The 21,793-nt window shown below is 64.0% G+C and carries 21 protein-coding genes; 15 read left to right on the top strand and 6 right to left on the bottom strand.

The window, feature by feature from the left end:
• The first annotated feature begins 113 nt into the window (after nt 1-113).
• Nucleotides 114-2,348 (top strand): AI-2E family transporter, encoded by a 2,235-nt coding sequence (locus tag ACX3OW_RS06335; RefSeq protein ID WP_459094917.1) that lies wholly within the window; start codon nt 114-116, stop codon nt 2,346-2,348.
• Nucleotides 2,349-2,449: 101 nt separating this feature from the next.
• Here the strand turns inward: ACX3OW_RS06335 and ACX3OW_RS06330 are convergent, their stop codons facing one another.
• Together ACX3OW_RS06330 and ACX3OW_RS06325 are read right to left on the bottom strand one after the other, a co-directional pair.
• On the bottom strand, nt 2,450-4,624 hold the full coding sequence (locus tag ACX3OW_RS06330; protein ID WP_459094916.1) for an FdhF/YdeP family oxidoreductase: 2,175 nt from the start codon (nt 4,622-4,624) through the stop codon (nt 2,450-2,452).
• A gap of 69 nt (nt 4,625-4,693) precedes the next feature.
• Nucleotides 4,694-5,833 carry a PQQ-dependent sugar dehydrogenase gene (locus ACX3OW_RS06325; protein ID WP_459094915.1) on the bottom strand — a complete coding sequence of 380 codons (1,140 nt, stop codon included), beginning with the start codon at nt 5,831-5,833 and terminating at the stop codon, nt 4,694-4,696.
• Between the two features lie 205 nt (nt 5,834-6,038).
• Between ACX3OW_RS06325 and greA the strand changes: the two genes are divergently transcribed.
• From greA to ACX3OW_RS06295, 6 genes are all read left to right on the top strand, one after another.
• A complete protein-coding gene (gene greA / locus ACX3OW_RS06320; protein ID WP_459094914.1) occupies nt 6,039-6,512 on the top strand; it encodes a transcription elongation factor GreA in 474 nt (157 codons plus the stop codon).
• 226 nt (nt 6,513-6,738) lie between these two features.
• Nucleotides 6,739-7,689 (top strand): thioredoxin-disulfide reductase, encoded by a 951-nt coding sequence (gene trxB, locus ACX3OW_RS06315; RefSeq protein WP_459094913.1) that lies wholly within the window; start codon nt 6,739-6,741, stop codon nt 7,687-7,689.
• 31 nt (nt 7,690-7,720) lie between these two features.
• Complete coding sequence (locus tag ACX3OW_RS06310) at nt 7,721-8,614, top strand: LysR family transcriptional regulator (protein WP_459094912.1); 894 nt, start codon at nt 7,721-7,723, stop codon at nt 8,612-8,614.
• Between the two features lie 104 nt (nt 8,615-8,718).
• A complete protein-coding gene (locus tag ACX3OW_RS06305) occupies nt 8,719-9,429 on the top strand; it encodes an HAD family hydrolase (RefSeq protein WP_459094911.1) in 711 nt (236 codons plus the stop codon).
• 577 nt (nt 9,430-10,006) lie between these two features.
• Nucleotides 10,007-10,174, top strand: coding sequence for a Thivi_2564 family membrane protein (locus ACX3OW_RS06300; RefSeq protein WP_459094910.1), 168 nt, complete (start codon nt 10,007-10,009; stop codon nt 10,172-10,174).
• Nucleotides 10,175-10,772: 598 nt separating this feature from the next.
• Nucleotides 10,773-11,882 carry a hypothetical protein gene (locus tag ACX3OW_RS06295; RefSeq protein ID WP_459094909.1) on the top strand — a complete coding sequence of 370 codons (1,110 nt, stop codon included), beginning with the start codon at nt 10,773-10,775 and terminating at the stop codon, nt 11,880-11,882.
• 137 nt (nt 11,883-12,019) lie between these two features.
• Here ACX3OW_RS06295 and ACX3OW_RS06290 read toward each other — a convergent pair whose 3' ends face one another.
• Both ACX3OW_RS06290 and ACX3OW_RS06285 read right to left on the bottom strand, forming a co-directional pair.
• The gene (locus ACX3OW_RS06290) at nt 12,020-13,222 is read right to left on the bottom strand and encodes a pyridoxal phosphate-dependent aminotransferase (RefSeq protein ID WP_459094908.1); all 1,203 of its coding nucleotides are present in this window, start codon (nt 13,220-13,222) and stop codon (nt 12,020-12,022) included.
• Nucleotides 13,223-13,284: 62 nt separating this feature from the next.
• Nucleotides 13,285-14,340, bottom strand: a complete 1,056-nt coding sequence (locus ACX3OW_RS06285) for a LacI family DNA-binding transcriptional regulator (RefSeq protein WP_459094907.1) — start codon at nt 14,338-14,340, stop codon at nt 13,285-13,287.
• Nucleotides 14,341-14,518: 178 nt separating this feature from the next.
• Between ACX3OW_RS06285 and ACX3OW_RS06280 the strand changes: the two genes are divergently transcribed.
• The 5 genes from ACX3OW_RS06280 (at nt 14,519) to ACX3OW_RS06260 (ending at nt 17,432) form a co-directional block, all read left to right on the top strand.
• Complete coding sequence (locus tag ACX3OW_RS06280; RefSeq protein ID WP_459094906.1) at nt 14,519-14,695, top strand: hypothetical protein; 177 nt, start codon at nt 14,519-14,521, stop codon at nt 14,693-14,695.
• Nucleotides 14,696-14,862: 167 nt separating this feature from the next.
• The gene (locus ACX3OW_RS06275; protein ID WP_459094905.1) at nt 14,863-15,162 is read left to right on the top strand and encodes a hypothetical protein; all 300 of its coding nucleotides are present in this window, start codon (nt 14,863-14,865) and stop codon (nt 15,160-15,162) included.
• Nucleotides 15,163-15,300: 138 nt separating this feature from the next.
• The gene (locus ACX3OW_RS06270; RefSeq protein ID WP_459094904.1) at nt 15,301-15,729 is read left to right on the top strand and encodes a CBS domain-containing protein; all 429 of its coding nucleotides are present in this window, start codon (nt 15,301-15,303) and stop codon (nt 15,727-15,729) included.
• 65 nt (nt 15,730-15,794) lie between these two features.
• Entirely contained in the window at nt 15,795-16,781 is a 987-nt protein-coding gene (locus ACX3OW_RS06265) for an alpha/beta hydrolase (RefSeq protein WP_459094903.1), read from the top strand.
• Between the two features lie 15 nt (nt 16,782-16,796).
• Complete coding sequence (locus ACX3OW_RS06260) at nt 16,797-17,432, top strand: LysE family translocator (RefSeq protein WP_459094902.1); 636 nt, start codon at nt 16,797-16,799, stop codon at nt 17,430-17,432.
• On the opposite strand, the gene ACX3OW_RS06255 is transcribed toward ACX3OW_RS06260, so the two are convergent.
• Nucleotides 17,429-17,815 (bottom strand): GNAT family N-acetyltransferase, encoded by a 387-nt coding sequence (locus ACX3OW_RS06255; protein ID WP_459094901.1) that lies wholly within the window; start codon nt 17,813-17,815, stop codon nt 17,429-17,431. The two genes, ACX3OW_RS06260 and ACX3OW_RS06255, sit on opposite strands and share 4 nt — an antisense overlap.
• A gap of 223 nt (nt 17,816-18,038) precedes the next feature.
• Between ACX3OW_RS06255 and ACX3OW_RS06250 the strand changes: the two genes are divergently transcribed.
• The 3 genes from ACX3OW_RS06250 to ACX3OW_RS06240 all read left to right on the top strand — a co-directional run bounded on the left by ACX3OW_RS06250 (nt 18,039) and on the right by ACX3OW_RS06240 (nt 21,114).
• Entirely contained in the window at nt 18,039-18,644 is a 606-nt protein-coding gene (locus ACX3OW_RS06250; RefSeq protein WP_459094900.1) for a Spy/CpxP family protein refolding chaperone, read from the top strand.
• 130 nt (nt 18,645-18,774) lie between these two features.
• Nucleotides 18,775-20,007 carry an aminotransferase class V-fold PLP-dependent enzyme gene (locus tag ACX3OW_RS06245; RefSeq protein WP_459094899.1) on the top strand — a complete coding sequence of 411 codons (1,233 nt, stop codon included), beginning with the start codon at nt 18,775-18,777 and terminating at the stop codon, nt 20,005-20,007.
• Between the two features lie 201 nt (nt 20,008-20,208).
• Nucleotides 20,209-21,114: a DMT family transporter gene (locus ACX3OW_RS06240; protein WP_459094898.1), complete on the top strand. Its 906-nt coding sequence runs from the start codon at nt 20,209-20,211 to the stop codon at nt 21,112-21,114.
• Nucleotides 21,115-21,244: 130 nt separating this feature from the next.
• On the opposite strand, the gene ACX3OW_RS06235 is transcribed toward ACX3OW_RS06240, so the two are convergent.
• Nucleotides 21,245-21,628 (bottom strand): DUF2147 domain-containing protein, encoded by a 384-nt coding sequence (locus ACX3OW_RS06235; protein ID WP_459094897.1) that lies wholly within the window; start codon nt 21,626-21,628, stop codon nt 21,245-21,247.
• Nucleotides 21,629-21,793 lie beyond the last annotated feature (165 nt).

Genomic DNA, 21,793 nt, shown 5'->3' with positions numbered 1-21,793 from the left:
AAGCCGACGCACTGGGCAACGGGTAGCGCGCCGCATCACCCCTCCCTGCTGCCCGGAACGCGGAACGTTTCCCTCCCGCCGGCATTGAGCAGGCTCATTGGGGGAAATGGCCTGTGTCTGAACATCATCTGCAGCATCCGGACGAGCGGCCGAATACGGCGATTTTTCAAGGCATCGCCACCTTCGCCCTGATGGCCGCCCTACTCTATCTGGGCGCCGGCATTCTGGTGCCGCTGGTGCTGGCCATTCTGCTCGCCTTTGCCCTGGCCCCATTGGTCACCTGGTTCAATCGCCGCCTGCATCTGCCCGATGCGCTGGCGGTGATCCTGGCCGTGGTGCTGGCGCTTGGCCTGCTTGGCAGCTTTGCCTACATCGCCGGCAATCAGGTGATCAAGCTGGCGCAGGAACTGCCCGGCTATCAGGAAACCATCTCGACCAAGATCGCCGCGCTGCAGGCCCAGTTCGGCGGTGGCGGCTTCCTCGAACAAATCAGCAATACCCTCGGCGAGCTCAGCGCCCGGCTGTCCGGCACCAGCGCCGACGAACCGCGCCGCGCCGGCGCACCCTTGCCGGTCACCATTTCCAACGAAATCGGCCCGCTCGGCATTGTCAGCTCCCTGCTCGGCTCGATCATCGGTCCGGTGGCCACCGTCGCTATCGTCGCCGTCTTCCTGATTTTCCTGCTGCTGGGCCGGGGCGATCTGCAGGAGCGCTTCATTCGGCTGGTCAGCGCCGGCCGCTACTCCAAGACCAATATCGCCATCGCCGACGCCAGCCGCCGGGTCGGCCGCTATCTGCTGATCCAGCTGGCAGTCAACGTCACCTATGGCATCATTTTCGGCCTCGGCCTGTGGCTCATCGGCGTCCCCAGCGCCGTGCTCTGGGGGCTGCTGATCATCCTCTTCCGCTACATCCCCTTTGTCGGCGCGCTGATCATCGCCACCGTGCCCTTCCTGCTGGCCTTCGCCGTCGATCCCGGCTGGAGCATGCTCTTGATGTCGGTCGGCCTGTTCCTGGCGCTCGACCTGACCACCGCCAATGTCATCGAGCCGCGTCTTTACGGCTCCAGCACCGGCGTCTCCCCCATCGCCATCCTGCTCTCGGCCATGTTCTGGGCCACCCTCTGGGGCCCGGTCGGGCTGATCCTCGCCACGCCAATGACGGTGTGCCTCGTGGTCATCGGCCGCCATCTGCCGCAATTCCAGTTCCTCGAAACCATGCTCGGCAGCGAACCCGTGCTCTCCCCCGCCGAACGCCTCTACCAGCGCATGCTCAAGGGCGACGCCGAGGACGCCATCGATCTGAGCGAGGACTTTATCGAGGATCACGACACCAATCGCTATCTGAGCGAGGTGATGATGCCGGCGTTGACGCTGGCCAATAACGAGCTGTCCGACCGCCCGGAAGCCCTGCCGCAGCGCCGCCAACTGGTGCAATCCTTCGACGCCATCATCGCCGAAATCGCCGACATCGACAGGCCCGACCAGAGCAAGATCCTGCTGATCGGCGGCCGCACCGAAATCGACGAATGCGCTGCCACCCTCTTGGCCCTGAATCTGGCCGAGGAAAACCTGCCCAGCCGCGTGTTGCCGCCTCTGGCCATCCGTCAGGAAGCCATCGGCCGGCTCGATCTGGAGGGGGTGGAGGTGATCGCGCTGGTATTCATGGGCGAGGATATCCGCGCCCAGGTGCGCTACGTCTCGCGCCGCATCAACCGCATGGCGCCCGATATCCGCATCCTGGTCTGCGCGCTCACCGCCCTCAATCTCGAGGAAACGCCGGATACCCTGCATGTCAACGCCATCTTCCGCACCCTCGATGACGCGGTGGAAAGCACCGTCATCGGCCAGATGCGCCAGCAGGCCGCCACCCGCGCCGTCAGCAACAAGAAGCAGCCCTTTGCCGGCGCTGGTCGCGGCGATGACGCGCTCGGCCAGGCCATCCAGCAAATCGCCGATGAGTTCGACATTCCCGTCGCCGCCATCAACCTGCTCAATGACGAGCGCCATATCGAGGATGACGGCGCCTACCTGCTCACCAGCATCGTCGCCGAAACCGCCGCCCCGCTGATCGTCCATTCCGCCGCGCCGCACCCACTGGTCGGCGAAAATGTCTATCTGCAAACCAATGGCATCGACCTTTATGCCGGCGCCCCGCTGATCCTGCCCGACGGCACCTGCGTCGGCGCCCTGGTGCTGCTCGACTACGAACCGCGCGCCTTCACCGAAGCCGAAATCGCCCGCCTCGCCGCCGCCGCAGCCGATCTGGTACAGAAATTCGGCGGTGGAGAGGAGGAGGCCAGTCCGGTCGCTGCCGTCCCCACAACCACGGCGTCATCCCGGCCTTGAGCCGGGACCCATCCTGAGATGGCGGTGCTGGCGTGATCTGGAGATGGGCCCGGCTCAACGCCGGGGTGACGCGCGGTAGGGGTTGGGCAATTGAGGGGGCCCTACGCCCCCGCCTCAATCCAAACCGGCACCGACTTAAACGCCGGCGTCTTGCTGCGCGGATCGACTGCGGTCCCCACCAGCACATTGGCCTCGGGATAATACGCCATGGCGCTACCCCGCGGCAGGTCGAACTGCGTCACAATCGCCGTCATCCGCCCGGTATCCGACGCCAGCGTCACCGATTGCCCTTCGCGCACCCCGAACGCCGCCATATCCTCGCCATTGAGGAATACCGCATGCCGCCCGGCGCCACCGCGATAGCTGTCCTTGTCTTCATAGATGATGGTGTTGAACTGGCCCTCGCTGCGCACCGTCGCCAGATGCAGCCGTTCATGCGCCAGCTTCGCCAGCGGCGTCACCACGAAATGCGCCTTGCCATCGATAGTGCCGAATTCGGGCGTATGCAGCAGCCGGTTCTTGATGTGGAATTCGCGCTTGGCCACATCGATATCGGCCAATTCCTCCATGCCCGGCACGATGGCCGCAATCGCCTCGCGCACCTTGGAATGCGCGCTGAACGCCTTGAAGGCGATCGGCGAGTCCGGCAGCAGTCCCTGCCCGATTTCGCCCAGAATCCAGCTTTCCGGCCGCACATTGTCCAGCCGCCTGATGCCGCCATCGCTGAGCCGCACATAGTTGAACATCGATTCTTGGGTCGTCGGCTCCCATTCCTCATCGCGTGCCGTCACCGGCAGCACCAGCACCTCACCCTCGCCCAACCCATGCACATGGCCCATATTCAGCGTCGTGGTCAGGAACAGCTTGAAGCCGATGGCTTCCATGGCCCGGCTGGCAAAAGCCGTGTCCGGCGTCGCCCCCCACAGATTGCCGCCCATGATCACCGCGCTGTCGATCTCCCCCGCCTCGGCCGCCTTGAGGCAGGCCATGGTGTCGAAACCCGCTTCCTCGGGGAATTTGACGCCGAATGCTGCTTCCATCTTGGCCAGCACATCCTTGGCCAGCACCGGCTTGACCCCGATAGTGCCGATGCCCTGCACATTGGAATGCCCGCGCAACGGCAACAGCCCGGCATAGCGCTTGCCCACCATGCCGCGCAGCATCGCCAGATTGGCGATCGCCTCCACATTGGCGACGCCATGCATATGGTGCGTCATGCCCATGCCCCAGGCAAACACCACCCGCTCGGCCTGCCCATAGCGGCGGGCAATATGCTCGATCTCGTCACGCGAAATCCCGCAGGCATCGGTCACCGCATCCCAGCTCAGTGCCGCAATATCGGCCTTGAGTGCGGCAAAGCCAGACGTGTGCGCCGCGATGAACTCATCGGCCGCAAAACCCAGCTCCAGCACCGCCTTGGCGATGCCCTTGAGCAAGGCAATATCCGAGCCGATGCGCGGCTGCACATAATCCGAGGCGATTTCGCTGCCGCCCTTGAGCATCGAGCTGGGCGATTTCGGCACGGCGAATTTGACCAGCCCCGGCTCCTTGGCCGGATTGATCACGATCACCTCGCCGCCCCGGTCGCGGCAGTTTTTCAGCATGTGAATGAAGCGCGGATGGTTGGATGACGGATTGGCCCCGATGACGAAGATCAGATCGGCCCCGGTCAAATCCTCCAGCTCGACGCCGGCCGTGCCCTTGCCGATGGTGCTGCCCAGCCCCTCGCTGGTCGCCTGATGGCAATAATACGAGCAGTTATTGACGTTGTTGGTGCCATAGGCCCGCGCCAGCAGCTGGAAAATAAACCCCGCCTCGTTGGACGAACGCCCCGACGAATAGAAAAAGCTCCGGCGCGGCGCCGTGGCCGCCAGCTTTTTCACCGCATGGGCAATGGCAAAATCCCAATCCACCGGCGCAAAGCGATCTGCCCCCGCCGCTTTGAACAAAGGCGTCCCCAGCCGCCCCAGATGCTCCATTTCGCGCCCGGTCAGTTCCTGCAGGTCGGCCAGTTCGTGCTCGAAAATCTCATGCGGAATCGCCGGCTGGATATCGGTCGATTGCGCCTGCACGCTCTTGTTGCAGACCGAGGGAAACTCATCGAGCTCATTGGTCATGCCGCCGCGCTGCCCGCCCATGCCATAGGCACAGGCCTTGCAGGTATTCTTGGCCGTCAGCGCCTTGGCCGCCTTGCCCACGCCCATGCGGGAAATGGTGGCGAGGGTATAGAGAACCTTCTTGGGTCCGCCCCCGACGATGTGGCTGGTATCGGCCAATTTTTCTGCTCCGGCTTGCTGTTGGCGCAGTTTCGACGGACCGTGCCGACGAAGCAAGCCCGATTGCGCCTACTTCCCCTCCGGCGCCACCCGGATCAGCTGGCCATTGGCCTCGTCGGTCAGCAGATAGATCGCCCCATCCGGCCCCACCCGCACATCGCGAATTCGACCCAGTTGCCCGGCGAACAGCCGTTCCTCGCCGACAATGGCATCGCCCTCGACATCGAGCCGCACCAGCAATTGCCCGCTCAGCCCCCCGGCCAGCAGATCGCCCTGCCAGTCAGCCAGCAAATCGCCGTCGTAAAAATCCAGTCCCGAAGGCGAGATGGACGGGTCCCAATAATGCAGCGGCTGCTCCATCCCGGCTTTTGCCGTGCCTTCCCCGATCGCCAGCCCGGAATAATCGACGCCATAGGTGATCACCGGCCAGCCATAATTGCCGCCCGGCTGCGGCATATTCACCTCATCGCCGCCGCGCGCCCCATGCTCGACGGTGAACAATGTCCCATCGTCGCGCAAGGTCGCGCCCTGCGGATTGCGGTGGCCCTTGCTCCACAATTCGGGTGCCCAGCCCTCCAGCTTGGGATTATCCGCCGGCACCGAACCATCGGGGGCGATGCGCGCAATGGCCCCCGCCAGATCGCCCATATCCTGCGCCCGGTCCGCATCGCCGCGCTCGCCCAGCGTCACGAACAGATTGCCGTCCTGCCCAACCACGATGCGCGAACCGAAATGCCGGTTGGTGGTGGTGAAATTATTCATGCGGAAAATCACCTGGCTGTTTTCCAGCCGCCCGCTGTCGCCCTCCAGCACCAGTTTTGCCGACAGCACCGCCGTGCCCTGCCCGCGTTGCAGGCCCGCATCCGCGGCACGCTCGGCAAAACTCAGATAAATCTGCCCGCTGCTGGCAAAGTCGGGTGCCAGCGCCAGATCGAGCAAGCCGCCCTGCCCTTCGGAGTACACTCTAGGCACGCCCGCAACCGGCGCCCCCACCACGCCATCTTCGATCACCCGCAACTGCCCGCTGCGCTCGGTCACCAGCATCCGCCCATCCGGCAGAAAGCCCAGCGCCCAGGGATGGTCCAGCCCTTCGGCCACCACAGTCGCACTGAGCGGGCCGGCGCTTGATTCGATCGTCTGGGCCGTAACCGGCAGGCTGGCGACACCCAGCATCAGCATGGCAAGCAGGGAAATCCGAAATCCGGGCATAGTGGGGCCTTTCGACGCTATTGGGTTCAAAACTTGAATGCGTGTGTGGACATGACCATCTTCAGTGTCACACCCGCTTGACCGAAACGCGGCCGGCGGGCAACGTGGGCCAAATTCCCCTAAAATTTTATCGTGAAGCGCATGCCGCACGGATTTTGGCTGGGGATGAGGCTATTTATCTGCCGTGCCGCATGGAGGCGACGAAATGGAAAAGATCCCGATGACAATTGGCGGCCATAAGGCGCTGGTCGTCGAGTTTGAGCATCGCACCGCCACTGAGCGCCGTCGCATCATTGAGGCCATTGCCGAAGCGCGCGCCCATGGCGACTTGTCGGAAAACGCTGAGTATCATGCTGCCAAGGAGCAGCAGAGCCTCAACGAAGGCCGGGTCAAGGAACTCGAGACGATTCTGGCGCTGGCCGATATCATCGATATCACCAAGCTGTCGGGCTCGACCGTCAAGTTCGGCGCCACCGTGACCTATGTCGACGAGGATACCGAGGAAGAAAAGACCTATCAGGTCGTCGGCGATCCCGAGGCCGATGCCTCGGCTGGCCGCATTTCGATTTCCTCGCCCATCGCCCGCGCCATGATCGGCAAGGAAGTCGGCGATTCCTTTGAGGTCTCGGCCCCGGGCGGCGCTCGCAGCTACGAGATCCTCAAGGTCAAATACGCCTGACGCCTTCGGGCGCTCACGCCAGCTTTGCATGCGATTCGCGGCGGCATCCTGCCGTCGCTTCTCGTTGCCGGCCCCAAAACGCGGGCCGCTGTCCGGCATGGCTGTGACATTTGCGTGTGTTCCACAGGCACATGCAGCTCTACGCAATGGTTTGCCTTGAAAGAGTGGCCCTTAGACCCTTAACTAGGGCCTGAGGATAATTCGCATTTAGTCGGAGAGCGTTGCGATGCACGCGAAAGTCATCATCATCGGTTCCGGCCCGGCCGGCTACACCGCCGCCATCTATGCGGCGCGCGCCATGCTTGAGCCCGTGATGATTCAGGGTCTGCAGCCCGGTGGGCAGCTGACCATCACCACCGATGTCGAGAATTACCCCGGCTTTGCTGACGTGGTTCAAGGCCCCTGGCTGATGGACCAGATGAAGGCGCAGGCCGAACATGTCGGCACCAAAATCGTCAACGACCTCATCGTCGATGTCGATTTCGACAAGCGCCCCTTCGTGCTCACCGGCGATAGCGGCGACATCTACACCGCCGATAGCATCATCATCGCCACCGGCGCCCAGGCCAAATGGCTGGGCCTGCCGAGCGAACAGAAATTCCAGGGCTTTGGCGTTTCCGCCTGCGCCACCTGCGATGGCTTTTTCTATCGCAACAAGGAAGTGCTGGTCGTCGGCGGCGGCAATACCGCTGTCGAGGAAGCTTTGTTCCTCACCAATTTTGCCAGCAAGGTCATCCTGGTGCATCGCCGCGACGAATTCCGCGCCGAGCGCATCCTGCAGGACCGCCTGTTCAAACACCCCAAGATCGAAGTGCGCTGGAATACCGAGATCGCCGATATCGGCGGCTCAACCATGCCGCCCTCGGTCAATTCGGTGACGCTGCGCGATATCCCCACCAATCGCACCTATGAGCAGCCGATCGACGGCATTTTCGTCGCCATCGGCCATGCCCCCGCCACATCCATCTTTGCAGGTAAGCTGGACATGAAGCCCGGCGGTTATCTGCTGGTGAAGCCGGGCACCACCGAAACCAATATCCCCGGCGTCTATGCCGCCGGCGACGTCACCGATGATGTCTATCGTCAGGCAGTGACGGCGGCGGGCATGGGCTGCATGGCAGCGCTCGAAGCCGAGCGCTATCTCGCCGAACACGAACTTGCCGAGGCGGCGGAGTAACAGCCGGCCAAATTAGAAAGCGTCAAACGAAATGCTCGACTGGGACAAACTCCGGATTTTCCACACCGCCGCCGAGTCGGGCAGTTTCACGCATGCCGCCGAAAAACTCGGCATGAGCCAGTCGGCGGTCAGCCGGCAGATTTCCGCGCTTGAGGATGATCTGGGTCTCAAGCTGTTCATTCGCCACGCCCGGGGCCTCGTGCTTACCGAAGTGGGCGAGCAGCTGTTCCGCACCGCCCACCGCATGAGCTGGGAGCTGGCGCAGGTCGAAACCCAGATGTCCGAAAGCCAGGATGTCCCCACCGGTCCCCTGATCGTCACCACCACCGTCGGCATCGGCTCGACCTGGCTCAGCTCGCGGCTTGATGAATTCCTCAAGCTCTATCCGCTGATCCAGCTCGAAATCCGCCTCAACGACGCCGAGCTGGATCTGGCGATGCGCGAGGCCGATGTGGCCATCCGCCTGCACCGCCCCAACCAGTCCGAGATGATCCAGCGCAAGCTGTTCACCGTGCACAACCACTTCTACGCGTCGAACGCCTATCTCGACGCCTATGGCGTGCCCACCAGCGCCGAGCAGCTCGATGATCACCGCATCATCAGCTTCGGCGAGCCGGTGCCGTCCTATCTGGGCGACATCAACTATCTCGAACGCATGGGCCGCACCGATTCGAGCCCGCGTCGCGCCGCGCTCAAGGTCAATGCCATCTATGGCATGCTGCAGGCCTGCCGCGCCGGTATCGGCATCGCCATGCTGCCCGCCTATGTCACCGAAAAGGCCGATGGCCTGATCCAGGTGCTGCCCGAGGTCGAGCTGCCGGCTTACGAGGCCTATTTCGTCTATCCGCCAGCCCTGAAAAACTCCAAGCGCGTCGGCGTGTTCCGCGACTTCCTCGTCGGCAAAGCGCGTGAGTGGAGCTTCTGACCGGCCAAGGCAAAATCACGCCAGTGGCGTGATTTTAGGTCAGAAGGCCATGAGGGCTACGCCCGAATGGCGGTCCCTGCTCCAGCACACGACGGCATAGCCCCATGCCCATGCCCATCACCACCATCGCCTTCGACGCCGACGACACCCTCTGGCAAAACGAGCAGTTCTTCCGCCTCACTGAGCAGCGCTTCGTTGATCTGCTGCGCGACTATACCGACGCGCCCGACCTCAGGGAGCGCCTGATCGCCTCGGTCATGCGCGACCTGTCATTTTACGGCTTCGGCATGAAAGGCTTCGCCCTTTCGATGATCGAGACGGCGCTGGAGGTCACCGACCACCGCGTTCCCGGCACCGTCATCGCCGAAATCCTCGCTGCCGGCCGCGAACTTCTGCGCTACCCCATCGAGACCCTGCCCTATGTCGATGCCGCGCTGGACCAGTTGCAGCAGACCCACCGGCTGATTCTGATCACCAAGGGCGATGTGTTCGACCAGGAGCGCAAGCTCGCCGCCTCCGGTCTCGCCGAGTATTTCGCCGCCGTCGAAATCGTCGCCGACAAGAATTCGGCGGTCTATGCCCGCATCTTCGAGCGTCACACCGATGGCGCTGCGCGCACCATCATGGTCGGCAATTCGCTGCGCTCCGATATCCTGCCCGCGCTGGCTGCCGGCAGCTTTGCCGCCTATGTGCCGCATGACCTCACCTGGGCCTATGAGCAGGCCGAAGAACCCGCCAATGAGCCGCATTACATCAAAATCGCCCATCTGGGCGAGCTGGCTGCGGCCATCGCCAGCTTCGATTCGCTGCAATAACCCGGTTAATTGCCAAGCCTTTCACCGACCTCTTTTAAAACCACATGCGCAAGACGCATGGCTTCCATGTCACCTGCTCGATTGATGAGCAGAAGCTCGCGGCCTATATGCCCACCAGCACAGCGGGCGCTTCTCCTCCTCCCTTGCGCCTGCTGCGTTCCCTCCTTGCGGGGGCTTGCCCCTGCAAACTGATGTGGCTCCACTCTCCCCTCGAGTGGGGCCACATTCATTTTCGGCCTACGCGAAATTTGCATGGCTGACATGTTGGTGATCCTATTGTCTACCAACTCACTAGAGTACATATTGCACCTGTCGCTGAGACGCGGTCTGAACCCTCCTCCCTCGGACCAAGTATCGCGACACCGAACCGGGATCGTATCCTCCTCCCTCGATCCAGGTTCAATGGCAGAGCGCATCTCCTCCTCCCTTGCTCTCTGCCCCACTTTCGATTTGGCTTCGGCCCAGTCATCAGGCCCTGTCTTCGGACAGGGCCTTTTTTTTCGTCGGTGCCGCTGCACGCAACGAAACACCAACCGCCGCGTTGAGCATCGCGCAACCTGCGCGTTTGGAGAATTCCGTGGGCACTTCCGTTCTGATCAGCATCCTGATCACCTTCCTGGTGATCGTCCTCATTCTCTGGCTGGTTCAGCGCCTGCCGATCGAAGCGCGCATGCGCCAGATCGTGCAGATCGTGGTGATCGTCATCGGCATCATCTCGCTGCTGAAATATCTGGCGATATTCTGAGCGTTCAGAAAGGCATGGACAGATTGCCGCTGTCAGAATTGCATGGCAGTCATGCTGACCTTTCCCTTGCTGACCAGACGGTCAAAACCTATATTGGCCTTGTCGCTGGTGAAGCCGCTCCGTACCTCCTCCCTCGGACCCGCTTCTTGCGACACCGGACTTAGGCCTTTTCTCCTCCCTCGGCCTCTGTCCACCCGGTTCGGCGCATATCCTCCTCCCTTGCGCTGGGCCATTACTAAGATTTGGCTTCGGCCCTATCATTGGGCTCCAACTTCGGTTGGAGCCTCTTTTTTTTGCCTATATGCCGGCGCCGACCAGCGAATCTGCATGGCAGCACTTCCCATTGCGCGTTTGTGTCGCGCCTGCCGTCATCAGATAGTCATCTCGACCAGATCAACGGCGTTCGTGGCGCCGTTCCTCCAAGGTCAGATGCTTCGGCTGATGACCCCTAGGCCCTGCCCATCCCCTCGGGCGGGGCCTTTTTTGTCCCCCACCCGGCACATTCTGCCGCCCCTGCTCCACCCGTCATTGATTCTGCACGGTTTTTTGTCGGCATAGAGCTTGCATGACGGTCCCTGACCGAATGCAGGAGTGTCCGATGGTTGGCATCAACACCACCTACCCCACCAGCAGCTACTATCAGGCCGCCGCCTCCAATCACGCTGCCAGCAAGGCCAGCACCGCTTCCGCTGCATCCACCGGCAGCAGCACCACCGATTCTGCGGCGACCATGGTGACCCTCTCCGACGAGGCCCGCGCCGCCCTGACCGAGCGCGATTTCGCCACGGTGATCACCGACACCCGCGCCAAGCTGACCGCCCTGCTCAAGGACGCCGACCGCACCTCGCCGCTGCAAGGCGGCAAACTCGCCCTCGACCTGACCAGCCTCGATCCCCGCGAACTCTTCGCCATGGCCAGCGATGACAGTTTCAGCCCCGATGAACGGACCGCCGCCGGCCTCGAAATGCAGCGTCGCTTGGAGGCGGCATTGTCCGGCCCCGCCGCCGTCGCCAAGGTCACCGGCAATTTCACTGGCCTCTACAAGGCCGCCGCTGACTATCTCGACAGCCTCAGCGCCGAGGAAAAGGCCGGCGCCGACTGGATCGCCGGTCGCGCCGCCGTCACCGATGCACAAAAGCAGTTGCAGACCGATCCCAAGACCATGCCGGATGCCGGCGACGACGATCCGGTGGCGCTCTATCTGGTGCTGCTCGACGCCGGCAAGCAGACCGCCCCGCCCGACATCGCCGATGTGGCGACCGGCACCCGCAAGGTCCTCGACCAGCTCTATGCGACGGCGCTGGAAAACGGCAAGGCGCCGACGTTCAACAAGGCCACCACCGTCGGCACCTATATCGACATGGCTAAATTCGACAGCCGCAGCCTGTCATCCATCGTGCTCGACGGCACCGCTCAATTCAACACCGCCGAAATCAACGCTGCCCAGACCGCCTTGCGCGGCAAGAGCGGCGCCGCCCTGCTGGCCGGTTTCCAGAACGCCGCCAAATCCAGTGACCCCAGCGCCTTCAGCCAGAACATCATGGCCATCTACGGCTCGATGAGCGCCGAAGAACGCCAGGCCGTCGGCTGGAGCGACCAATTCTACCAGGCCGCCGTCTCCAGCTACCAATCGACCAACAAACTGATGCAAATGTTCGCCCAAGCCGGCGGCAGCGATACGGGCTTTCTGAGCTGGATGGGGAAATAGGACCAGCGCCCTACGCCTAGCGATCTCACCCACCCGCCGTGTCACCCCGGCCTTGAGCCGGGGCCCATCCTGAGATCTCGAGATGGGTCCCGGCTCAAGGCCGGGATGACATCGTGGTCGTGGGACGAGCGGGGCCCCTACCGAATCCCAGCACAAAACCCCTGGATCCGCCGCACCGCTTCTTCCAGCTCGGCATTGCTGGCCGCATAGCTCAGCCGGAAATGCCCCGGCAGGCCAAACGCCGTGCCGTGCACCAGCGCCACGCCGGTCTCTTCCAGCAGCGCCATGACGAAATCCTCGTCCGTCACCAGCTTGGCCCCGCCAGCCGAAGTCTTGCCCAGCAGCCGCTGGCATGACGGGAACACGTAAAACGCCCCCTCCGGGATCAGGCAATCCAGCCCGGTATTGGCATTGAGCCCGGCCACCACCAGATCGCGGCGCGCCTGGAACACGTCCCGCCACTCGGCCAGGAAGTCCTGCGGCCCGTTCAGCGCTTCCACCGCCGCCCATTGCGAGATCGAGCTGGGATTGGTGGTCGACTGGCCCTGCAATTTGGTCATCGCCGCCAGCAACGGGCGCGGCCCGGTGCAATAGCCGATGCGCCAGCCGGTCATGGCATGCGACTTGGACACCCCATTCATGGTCAGCGTGCGCGCCTGCAATGCCGGCTCGACCTGGGCGATGGTGGCGAAGCTGCCGCCATCATAAACCAGCACCTCATAGATATCGTCGGTGAGAATATGCACCTGCGGATGGCGCAGCAACACATCGGCCAGCCCACGCAATTCCTCGGCGCTATAGGCCGCGCCGGTCGGGTTGGACGGCGTATTGAGCAACAGCCACTTGGTTTTGGGCGTGATCGCCGCTTCCAGCACTTCGGGCGACAGCTTGAAGCCGGTCGACGCATCCGCCACCGCAAACACCGGCTCGGCCCCGCACAGCCGCACGATTTCGGGATAGCTCACCCAATAGGGCACCGGCACCACCACCTCGTCGCCGGGGTTCAGCGTCGCCATCAGCGCGTTGAAAATGATCTGCTTGCCGCCGGAGCTGACAAAGCAATCGGACGCCGTCACATCGAGCCCGTTGTCGCGGCGGAATTTGGCGGCCACGGCTTCCTTCAGCTCGGCAATGCCATCGACATTGGTATAGCGGGTCTTGCCCTCATCCATGGCGCGCTTGGCAGCGTCGCGCACATTGAGCGGCGTATCGAAATCGGGTTCGCCGGCGCTGAGCGCGATGATATCGCGGCCCTCCTGCGCCATGACGCGCGCCTTCTGGCTGATTGCCACCGTCGCCGACGGCGCCACCCGCGCCAGTGCTTCGGACAAGAACCCCATTTCATTCTCCCGCTTAAATGCCGGGCAGACTGATACGGGCTCGCCGGGTCGGGAGCAACTGGTCAGTTCGGACGAGGCGCCCCGGTACTGCCCCGAATGACCAGCTCCAGTGCCAGCAATTCCCGCCCATCGGGCATCTGGTCGTCGAGTACCGCCGCCACTGCCCGTTTGGCGATCTCCTCCATCGGCTGCGCCACCGTGGTCAGGCCCGGCAGCGTCTCGGCCCCTTCAGGCACGCCGTCAAAGCCGACAATGGACACGTCCTCCGGCACGCGCCGGCCCCGTTGCTGCAGCCAGTCCATCGCCAGCAGCGCCACCCGGTCCGACATGGCCAGCAGCGCCGTCGGACCATCGCCCGCGCCGAACAGCTGTTCCATGATCGCCGTAACACCGGCCCGGCTGGCATCGGTCTCAAACGCGACCACCTCCGCCGGCGCTGCCTCCAGCGCCTGCGCATAGCCCTCGGCCCGGTCACGCACCGTCGCATAGGGCCCGGCCCGCAACGCCGAAAACTCCAGCGCCACCATTGGCGCGTCGCCCAGCCCGATAATGCCAAACCGCCGATGCCCCAGCCCCAGCAGATGCTCGGCCGCCTGCCGCGCCCCGCCCAGGTTGTCGATGGCGATGGCCGGCACCTTGCCCATCGCCTCATCAAGAGCCAGCGCCACGAAGGGCAGGTCGCGCTGCTGGGTCAGATCCACCAGCAACTCACCCTGTTCGGCGCACATCAGCACGAAGCCATCCACCAAGGCGCTCTGGATATTCCAGGCCGGCCGCTGCCGGTTCTGCGCCGACACCAGCGCGATGCCGGCGCCGCGCGCATCGCAACAGGCCGAAATCGCCGCCATCATCGCCCGCGCCCACGGGTCCTCGAAAAAATACGATAGCGGCTCGGCCGTCGCCACGCCGATGGCGTTGATCTTGCCCGCCCGCAGCAGCCGCCCGGTCAGGCTCGGCCCGGCATAGCCCAGTTCCTTGGCCACAGCGCGCACCCGCTCGCGCACTTCTTCACGCACGATATCGGGCCGGCTGAACACGTTGGACGCCGTGCCCTGCGACACCCCGGCAGCCTTCGCCACGTCCTTGAGCTTGATGCTGGTCTCGCCCTGCTTTGCCAATTTCCACCCGCTCCGGTTTCTCGCTGTTGCGGTATCACAATTTTTGTATCGGTTCAATTTCCACTTGACTCCGTGGCAGTACAGCTCCTATTTTGAACCGGTTCAACGCATTCCTCCACATATATATAACGCATTCCTCCACATATATATATTGAACCGATTCAATATGGAGCCTGAAATGATCCCCGCCAGCTATCTGTTCAAGTCTATCTATCACCAGCACTGGATCGAGACCGATACCGCCCCGGTCGTCACCGAGCGCAACCAGCCCTATATCGATGGCCTGACCAGCCCGCTCACCGCCGCGATCACCGCCATTCTGGGCCGCCCGCACAAGGCGCATCGGCATCGTTAACCCAGCCTGAGCCGCCGGTTGCGGAGCCTGTTTTCCGCCTCCGGCGGCTCGCTCCGCCACAGTTTTGCCTTCAAATGGTACGCGTCGGACCCCATTGCCCCCAAACTCGAACCGCATTCGCGTGGCTTGATGAGGGCATTGCGAAAGACAAGGCAGACGTCGATCCCATGCACAATTCCACGTCCGGCAAGCGGAAAAATATCGGGCTCTATGCTGTAGCCTCCACGGCCCTGCTGGCCCTGGCTACGGTTTCAGCCCTGCTGGTTGGCGTTACGCCGGCCACCGCCGCCAATCTGGCCAGCCAGCCTGACACCCAGATCGCGGTGTTCATGGTGCCGCTGACCATCCTGGTCCTCGCAGTGTTGTTCGAAGTCACGCGCTTTGCCTTGCGTGGCAATTTGCCGGCGGAGGCCCCTGCTCCCCGGCGTATCGCGCATCATTGGTCCCCTAGCCAGCGCTACACCTGATCTCCGACGTCCTCCCTGACCAACGTCACCAACTGGGCCGGCCTTGCGCCGGCCCTTTTCTATTTTCTGCAACTCGACCATCGGCCTATTGCCGCGCGCCCGACGGCGGTCCAGACTTGGCGCAAGGAGGACTTCAACATGCTTGTCGATACCATCCTGCAAACCAAGGGCGTGATGGTTCACACCCTGCCCGAAGCCGGCACCCTCAGCGATGCGGTGGCCGCGCTCAATGCGCATAATGTCGGCGCCTTAGTGATCACCGATGCCGGCGGCGCCATCATCGGCATCCTCTCCGAACGCGACATCGTGCGCCGCCTCGGCCAGGACCCCACCGGCGCCCTCGCTTTGTCGATCAGCCAGTGCATGACGCGCGGCGTCGTCACCTGCACCCGCGACACCCCCATCGCCGATGTTATGGAGCGCATGACCCAGCTCCATATCCGCCATATGCCGGTTGCCGAAGATGGCGATCTGGTGGGCATCGTCTCCATTGGCGACGTGGTGAAGGCCAAGATCGAGCAGGCCGAACGCGAGACCGAAGAGCTGCGCGAATACATCGCCTCCTGACCTGAAACGCCATTGAGTTCGCCCCGCGCCGTAATTAGTGTCGCGACGCATGCGGGGGCAGGTCGATGAAGCGGTTCTGGTTGTGGACGTTAGCGACCGTCGTCGTGCTGCTGCTGGCGGGGCTGCTGGCGTTTCGCCTCAGCCCCTGGCCCTCGGCGCTGCTCATCCAATATGTCTTCGCCCAGGGCGACGCCGCCTCCGAGGCGCGGCTGGAAAAGCACGTGCCGCCCGGCATCGTCACCCGCGCCGATCTGGCCTATGGCCCCGACCCCATCGAGACCTTCGACCTTTACCTGCCGCCTGACGCGACCGCGCCATTGCCCGTCATCGTCTGGGTGCATGGCGGCGCCTGGATCGCCGGCAGCAAAGCCGGCGTCGCCAATTATGTCAAAGTCCTCGCCGGCAGCGGCGTCGCCACGGTGAGCGTCGAATATTCCACCGGCTATGGCAGCAGCTACCCCACCCCGGTCCGGCAGGTAAACGCCGCCCTTGCCTATCTCACGGCCCACGCCGCCGAGCTCAATATCGACCCAACGCGCATCATTCTCGCCGGTGATTCCGCTGGCGCGCAGATCGCCGCCCAGCTTGCCAATATCATCACCGACCCGGCTTACGCCGCCGCCATGGACATCGCCCCCACCATCACCCCGGCCCAATTGCGCGGCGCGCTGCTGGTGTCGGGCGCCTATGACATGACCGGCATTGATCTCGACGGCAGTTTCGGCTGGTTCCTGCGCACCGTGTTGTGGGCCTATTCCGGCGTCAAGAATTTCGTCGAGGACGAAGCCTTCGATCTGGCCCCGGTTACGAACTACGTCACCCCTTCCTTCCCGCCATCCTTCATTTCCAGCGGCAATGGCGATCCGCTCGGCGTGCAGGCCGTCGCCTTGGCCCAGCGCCTCACCGAACTGAATGTATCGGTTGAGTCCCTCTTCTTCCCCGCCGATCACGTTCCTTCCCTGCCGCATGAATTCCAGTTCAATCTGGATACGCCCGAGGGTATGACCACGCTCGACGCCATCAACGCCTTCGTCGCCAGCCGCTTCCGCTAGCCCCCGAGCACCCCCATGCTGCAGAATTATCTCATCGTCCTGCTCGGCGTCGTCGCCGCCCAGGCTTCGCCCGGCCCCAATATGTTCGCCGTCATTGCCGTGGCGCTCGGCCGAGGCCGCCGCTTGTCCCTGCTGGTGGTCGCCGGCATCGCCTCCGGCACGCTGGTCTGGGCCGCCATGACCGCCCTCGGCCTCGGCGCCCTGTTTGCCGCCGTGCCGGCTTTGCTCACTCTGCTCAAATTCGTCGGCGGCGCCTATCTCTGCGTCATGGGCTATCGCGGGTTGCGGGCCGCTTTGCGCGGCAGCGATGCGGCGCTGAAACGCGAAACCCGCCCGCTCTCCGAACTGGCCGCCTGGCGGCGCGGCTTTTTCGTCGTCATGACCAACCCCAAAGCCCTCTTGATGTGGATGGCCATCGCCACCTTCCTGTTCGGCTCCGGCCTGGGCGGCGGCGAAGTGCTGCTATTCGGCCCCATCGCCGCAACCTCGTCCATCCTCATCTACGGCACCTACGGCATCTTGTTTTCCAGCGGCCCCGCCAGCCGGGGCTATGCCCGCTTCTGGCGCTGGATCGAAGCCGCCTTCGGCACCGCCTTCGGCGCCCTCGGCCTCACTTTGATCCTCTCCGGCCTCCGCGACCTGCGGCCTTAGGCCAGCCGCATCAACCCCGCAGCGGTCGGCCCAAAGCCGCATTGCCGGTAAAACGCCTCCAGCTGCGGCTCGAAATCCACATGCAGCCACTGCGCCCCGCGCTGGCGCGCCGTCTCCCCTGCCTGCTGCACCAGTTGCACCGCGATGCCGCGTCGGCGATAGGCCGGCGCCACGCAGGTATCGAGAATGAAGGCGTGCACGCCCCCATCCCCGGCCACATTGACGAAGCCAATCAACGCCGCGCCGTCATACGCCCCGACATGCCCCAGGCTCCGCTGCAATATCGGCTGAAAACTCTCCGCCCCCTCGCCGCCCCAAGCCAGCCGCCACAAGCCCCGCATGGCGTCGTCAGACGGAAACGGATCGACCACAATCTCGATCATGCCAGCCCCCATTTACCGATCGCCCCCCACACTCGATCAGTCCCCTCGCCCCTCCGGGGAGAGGGTTAGGGTGAGGGGGCGGCGGCCCCAAACACGGAATGCCCAAACGACCCCACCTTACCAACCTGACCAAGTCTTCACCTCCCCGCAAGGTCACGCATAGGCAACACCAGCTAGGGTCCTTCTTGCCGGGCCTACCCGGCTCCCATGCAAAGGACCTCCCATGAAGACGATCACCACCACCGCCATCGTGGCTCTGATGACCGCCACCATCGGCCTCGCCGCCGTCGCCCCGACCTATGCCCAAAGCGCTGCCCCCTCCGCCCAGCAACACAACTTCCGTGCCGACCATCACGGCCAGCGTCAGGGTGGCCGCATGGATGCCCGCATGGGTGGCGGTGATGTCCTCAATTTCGCCCGTGGCGCTGAAGGCGTCGAGATCGCCCTGGTCCGCCTCAGCCACCGCGTCACGCTGACCACCGAACAGCAGCCGCTCTTCGACACGCTCAAGACCGCCGCGCTGGCCGCCGCGACCGACTTCACCACCGCCACCGCTTCCCTGCGTCCCACGGCTCCCGCTGATGGCGAAACCGCCACGCGTCCCGGCCCCGCCGAGCGCCTTGATGCCCGCATCGCCATCGCCGCCGCCCATCTCGCTGCGCTCGAAGCCGTGCAGCCCGCCGCCACCGCCTTTTTCGATAGCCTCAGCGCCGAGCAACTGGCCCAACTGACCCCACAGCGCCCCGACCGCGGCGGCAAGCCGGGCCAGTTCAACAAGCGCGGCCCCGCCGCTCCGGCAGTAGAAACCGCGCCCGCCCCCCAGGGCTGACGCCACCGTTGCGATAACCCGCCAGCCCCCGGGCGGGTGGTCGCTCAAACCCCGGCGCTCAACCGCCGGGGTTTGCTTTTATCTGCCCATCCTCTACCAATCGGAGACCCGCCGCTTGGACCCATAGCTGATGAGCACTCTGCCTCTCGACCCGGCCCGCATTCGCGCCGAATTCCCCGCCTTTGCCGAACCGTCCCTCCAGGGCCAAGCCTTTTTCGAAAATGCCGGCGGCTCCTACACCGCTCGCGCCGTGCTCGCCAAGCTCGACCATTATTATCGCGCCACCAAGGTGCAGCCCTATGGCTTCTACCCGGCCTCCGAGGAAGCCGGCGCCGCGATGAATCTGAGCTTCGAGCGGCTGGCGCAGGCGCTCAACGTCACCGCCGACTGGATCCATTTCGGCCCCTCGTCATCGGCCAACACCTATGTGCTGGCCAATGCCTTTGCCGGCTGGCTCAAGCCCGGCGACGCCGTCATCGTCACCAATCAGGATCACGAGGCCAATTCGGGCGCCTGGCGCAAGCTCGCCAAAATGGGCGCCGAAATCCGCGAATGGCGCGTCGATCCGGTCACCGGCCAGCTCTCCCTGGCCGATCTCGACAAGCTGCTCGATAGCAAGGTCCGCCTCGTCGCCGCGCCGCATTGCTCCAATATTGCCGGCGAGATCAACCCCATCGCCGATATCGCCGCCCGCGCCAAAACCGTCGGCGCGGTCACTGCCATCGACGGCGTCAGCTACGCCCCGCATGGCCTGCCCGACCTCATGGCGCTCGGCGCCGATATCTATTTCTTCTCGGCCTACAAAGTGTTCGGTCCGCATCAGGGCATCATGGCCGTGCGTCCCGAACTGGCGATGGCGCTGCCCAATCAGGGTCATTTCTTTAATGAAGACAAGCCGCGCTACCGCCTGACCCCGGCCGGCCCCGACCACGCCCAGATCGCTGCATCATCCGGCATCGTCGATTATCTCGAAACCGTCGCCACCATCGCCGGCGACAATGTGGAAGGCGAAAATCCCTATCGCCGCGCCCACGCCGCCATGCGCGCCCAGGAAATCGCCCTCGCCGCCCCGCTGCTGGATTATCTGCGCGGCAAGAACACCGTCCGCCTGATCGGCCCCGCCGACCCGGCCACCCGCGCCCCCACCATCGCGCTTGGCCTTTCCGAACCCGGCGCCGCCGTCGCCACCAGCCTCGCCAAACACGGCATCATGGCCGGCGGCGGCCACTTTTACGCCTACCGCCTGCTCGAAGCCGTCGGCATCGACCCCACCCACGGCGTCCTGCGCCTCTCCTTCACGCACTACACCTCGCCAGAGGAAATCCAGCAGCTCATCGCCGCACTGGATGCCGAGCTGAAGTAGGCGAAATCCAACAGTCGACAACCCTCCCCCCTGCGGGGAGGGACAGCGAGATAGGACTTAGCGTTTGCTAAGTCCGTGATCGAGCCGGGAGGGGGTATCTCTCCGCAAGCTCGATGCGCGTGATTACCCCCACCCTTGATCCCTCTCCGCAAGGGGAGGGTGTCGACTGCACACTCCACCCCAACCAAAAAGCCAAATCCAATGTCCCGCCCCGTCGCCGCCCTGCTGCTTCTGATCTGCACCATGCTGTGGGGCTTTGCCTTCATCGCGCAAAAATCCGCCATGGACAGCATGGAGCCGCTGACCTTTGCCGGGGTGCGTTACCTGCTGGGCGGCCTTCTGGTGCTGCCGCTCGCCCTACGCGAACGCCGTCGCCGTGTCGAACCGCTCACCCGCGCCCATTGGGGCTTCATTCTCGCCATGAGCGCGGTGTTCTTCGCCGGCTCCTGGCTGCAGCAGGCCGGGCTGGCCACCACCACCGCCACCAATGCCGGTTTCCTCACCGGGCTCTATGTCTTCTTCGTCCCGGTGCTGGGCTATGTGCTGTTCCGCAACCGGGCCCATCCGATCATTTTCGTCTGCGTCCCGCTGGCGCTGATCGGCACCTATTTCCTCAATGGCGGCGGCCTCGACAGCTTCAATGGCGGCGACGGCCTCATCGTCATCGGCGCAGTATTCTGGGCGCTGCATGTCATCCTGCTCGGCCATGTCGCCCGCGCCACCGGCCTGCCGATTTTCGTTTCGGCCGTCAGCTTCCTCATCGCCGGCGTGGCCGCATCGTCGCTGGCCTTCGTCCTCGAAACCCCGACCATGGCCGGCATCAGCGCCGGCTGGCTGGAAATCGCCTATGCCGGCATTCTGTCCACCGCTGTCGCCTTCACCTTCCAGGCCATCGGCCAGCAATATGTGCCGCCCGCCAATGCGGCGCTCATTCTCTCCGCCGAAAGCCTGTTCGCCGCCATCGGTGGCGCGCTGCTGCTGGGCGAGCGCCTGCCCCCGATCGGCTATGCCGGCGCCGCGCTGATCTTCGCCGCCATCCTCGCCGTCGAAGCCCTGCCCCCCCTCTGGTCCCGCCGCCAGGCCCATATGGCCCGAACAACGAATTAGGGGCCTGCGTCCCAACCCACCGCTCGTCACCCTCGGGCTTGACCCGAGGGCGTTGCACTTACGCTAAGCGCAGCAAGTATAGAGCCCTCGGGTCAAGCCCGAGGGTGACGGACCGGGGCGAAGCCCCCCCCTACTGCCCATACCGATACATCTGATACGTCTTGCAGATCACCAGCAGCACGCAGCCCTGCAGCGTGATCTGGTCATCGCTGACCTGGGTGATGGTCCCGCTGGCGGTCTGCCCATAAATATGCAGATCGCCCTTCCACAAATTCGGCGCCACCGGCTTGGCGTGATCGATCATCAGCGTGTTGAGATAGGGCAGGTTTTCCTTGTTGTCGGCGCCATTGCCGAGCCAGATCAGCGTGCCGCAGAGTTGGGTGCCATCGCCGCATAATTCGACGCTGTAGCGCGAATCCCGCATCTCGATTTCCCAGATACCGGCCGGCGACGCCGCCAGCACCGGCTGCGCCAGCAGGGCCAGCGCCCCAACTGCAAAAACCGCTTTCCGCATCGTCAAAACTCCATACAAATTCGGCCCCACAATGGCATCAGCCAAGCTGAACGCCAACTGAACGGCGGGCCTCACGCCGTCATGCCGTCGTCACACAGCGCCGCTAGCCTCCCCTTGGTCCCGGCCCCTTCCCCAGGCGGCCCGACCCTGGGAGCCTGCGGCCGC

This window comes from Devosia sp. A449 (assembly GCF_054489375.1).
Note: the sequence above shows the minus strand (reverse complement) of the source record. Positions and strands in the feature narration are given on the sequence as shown.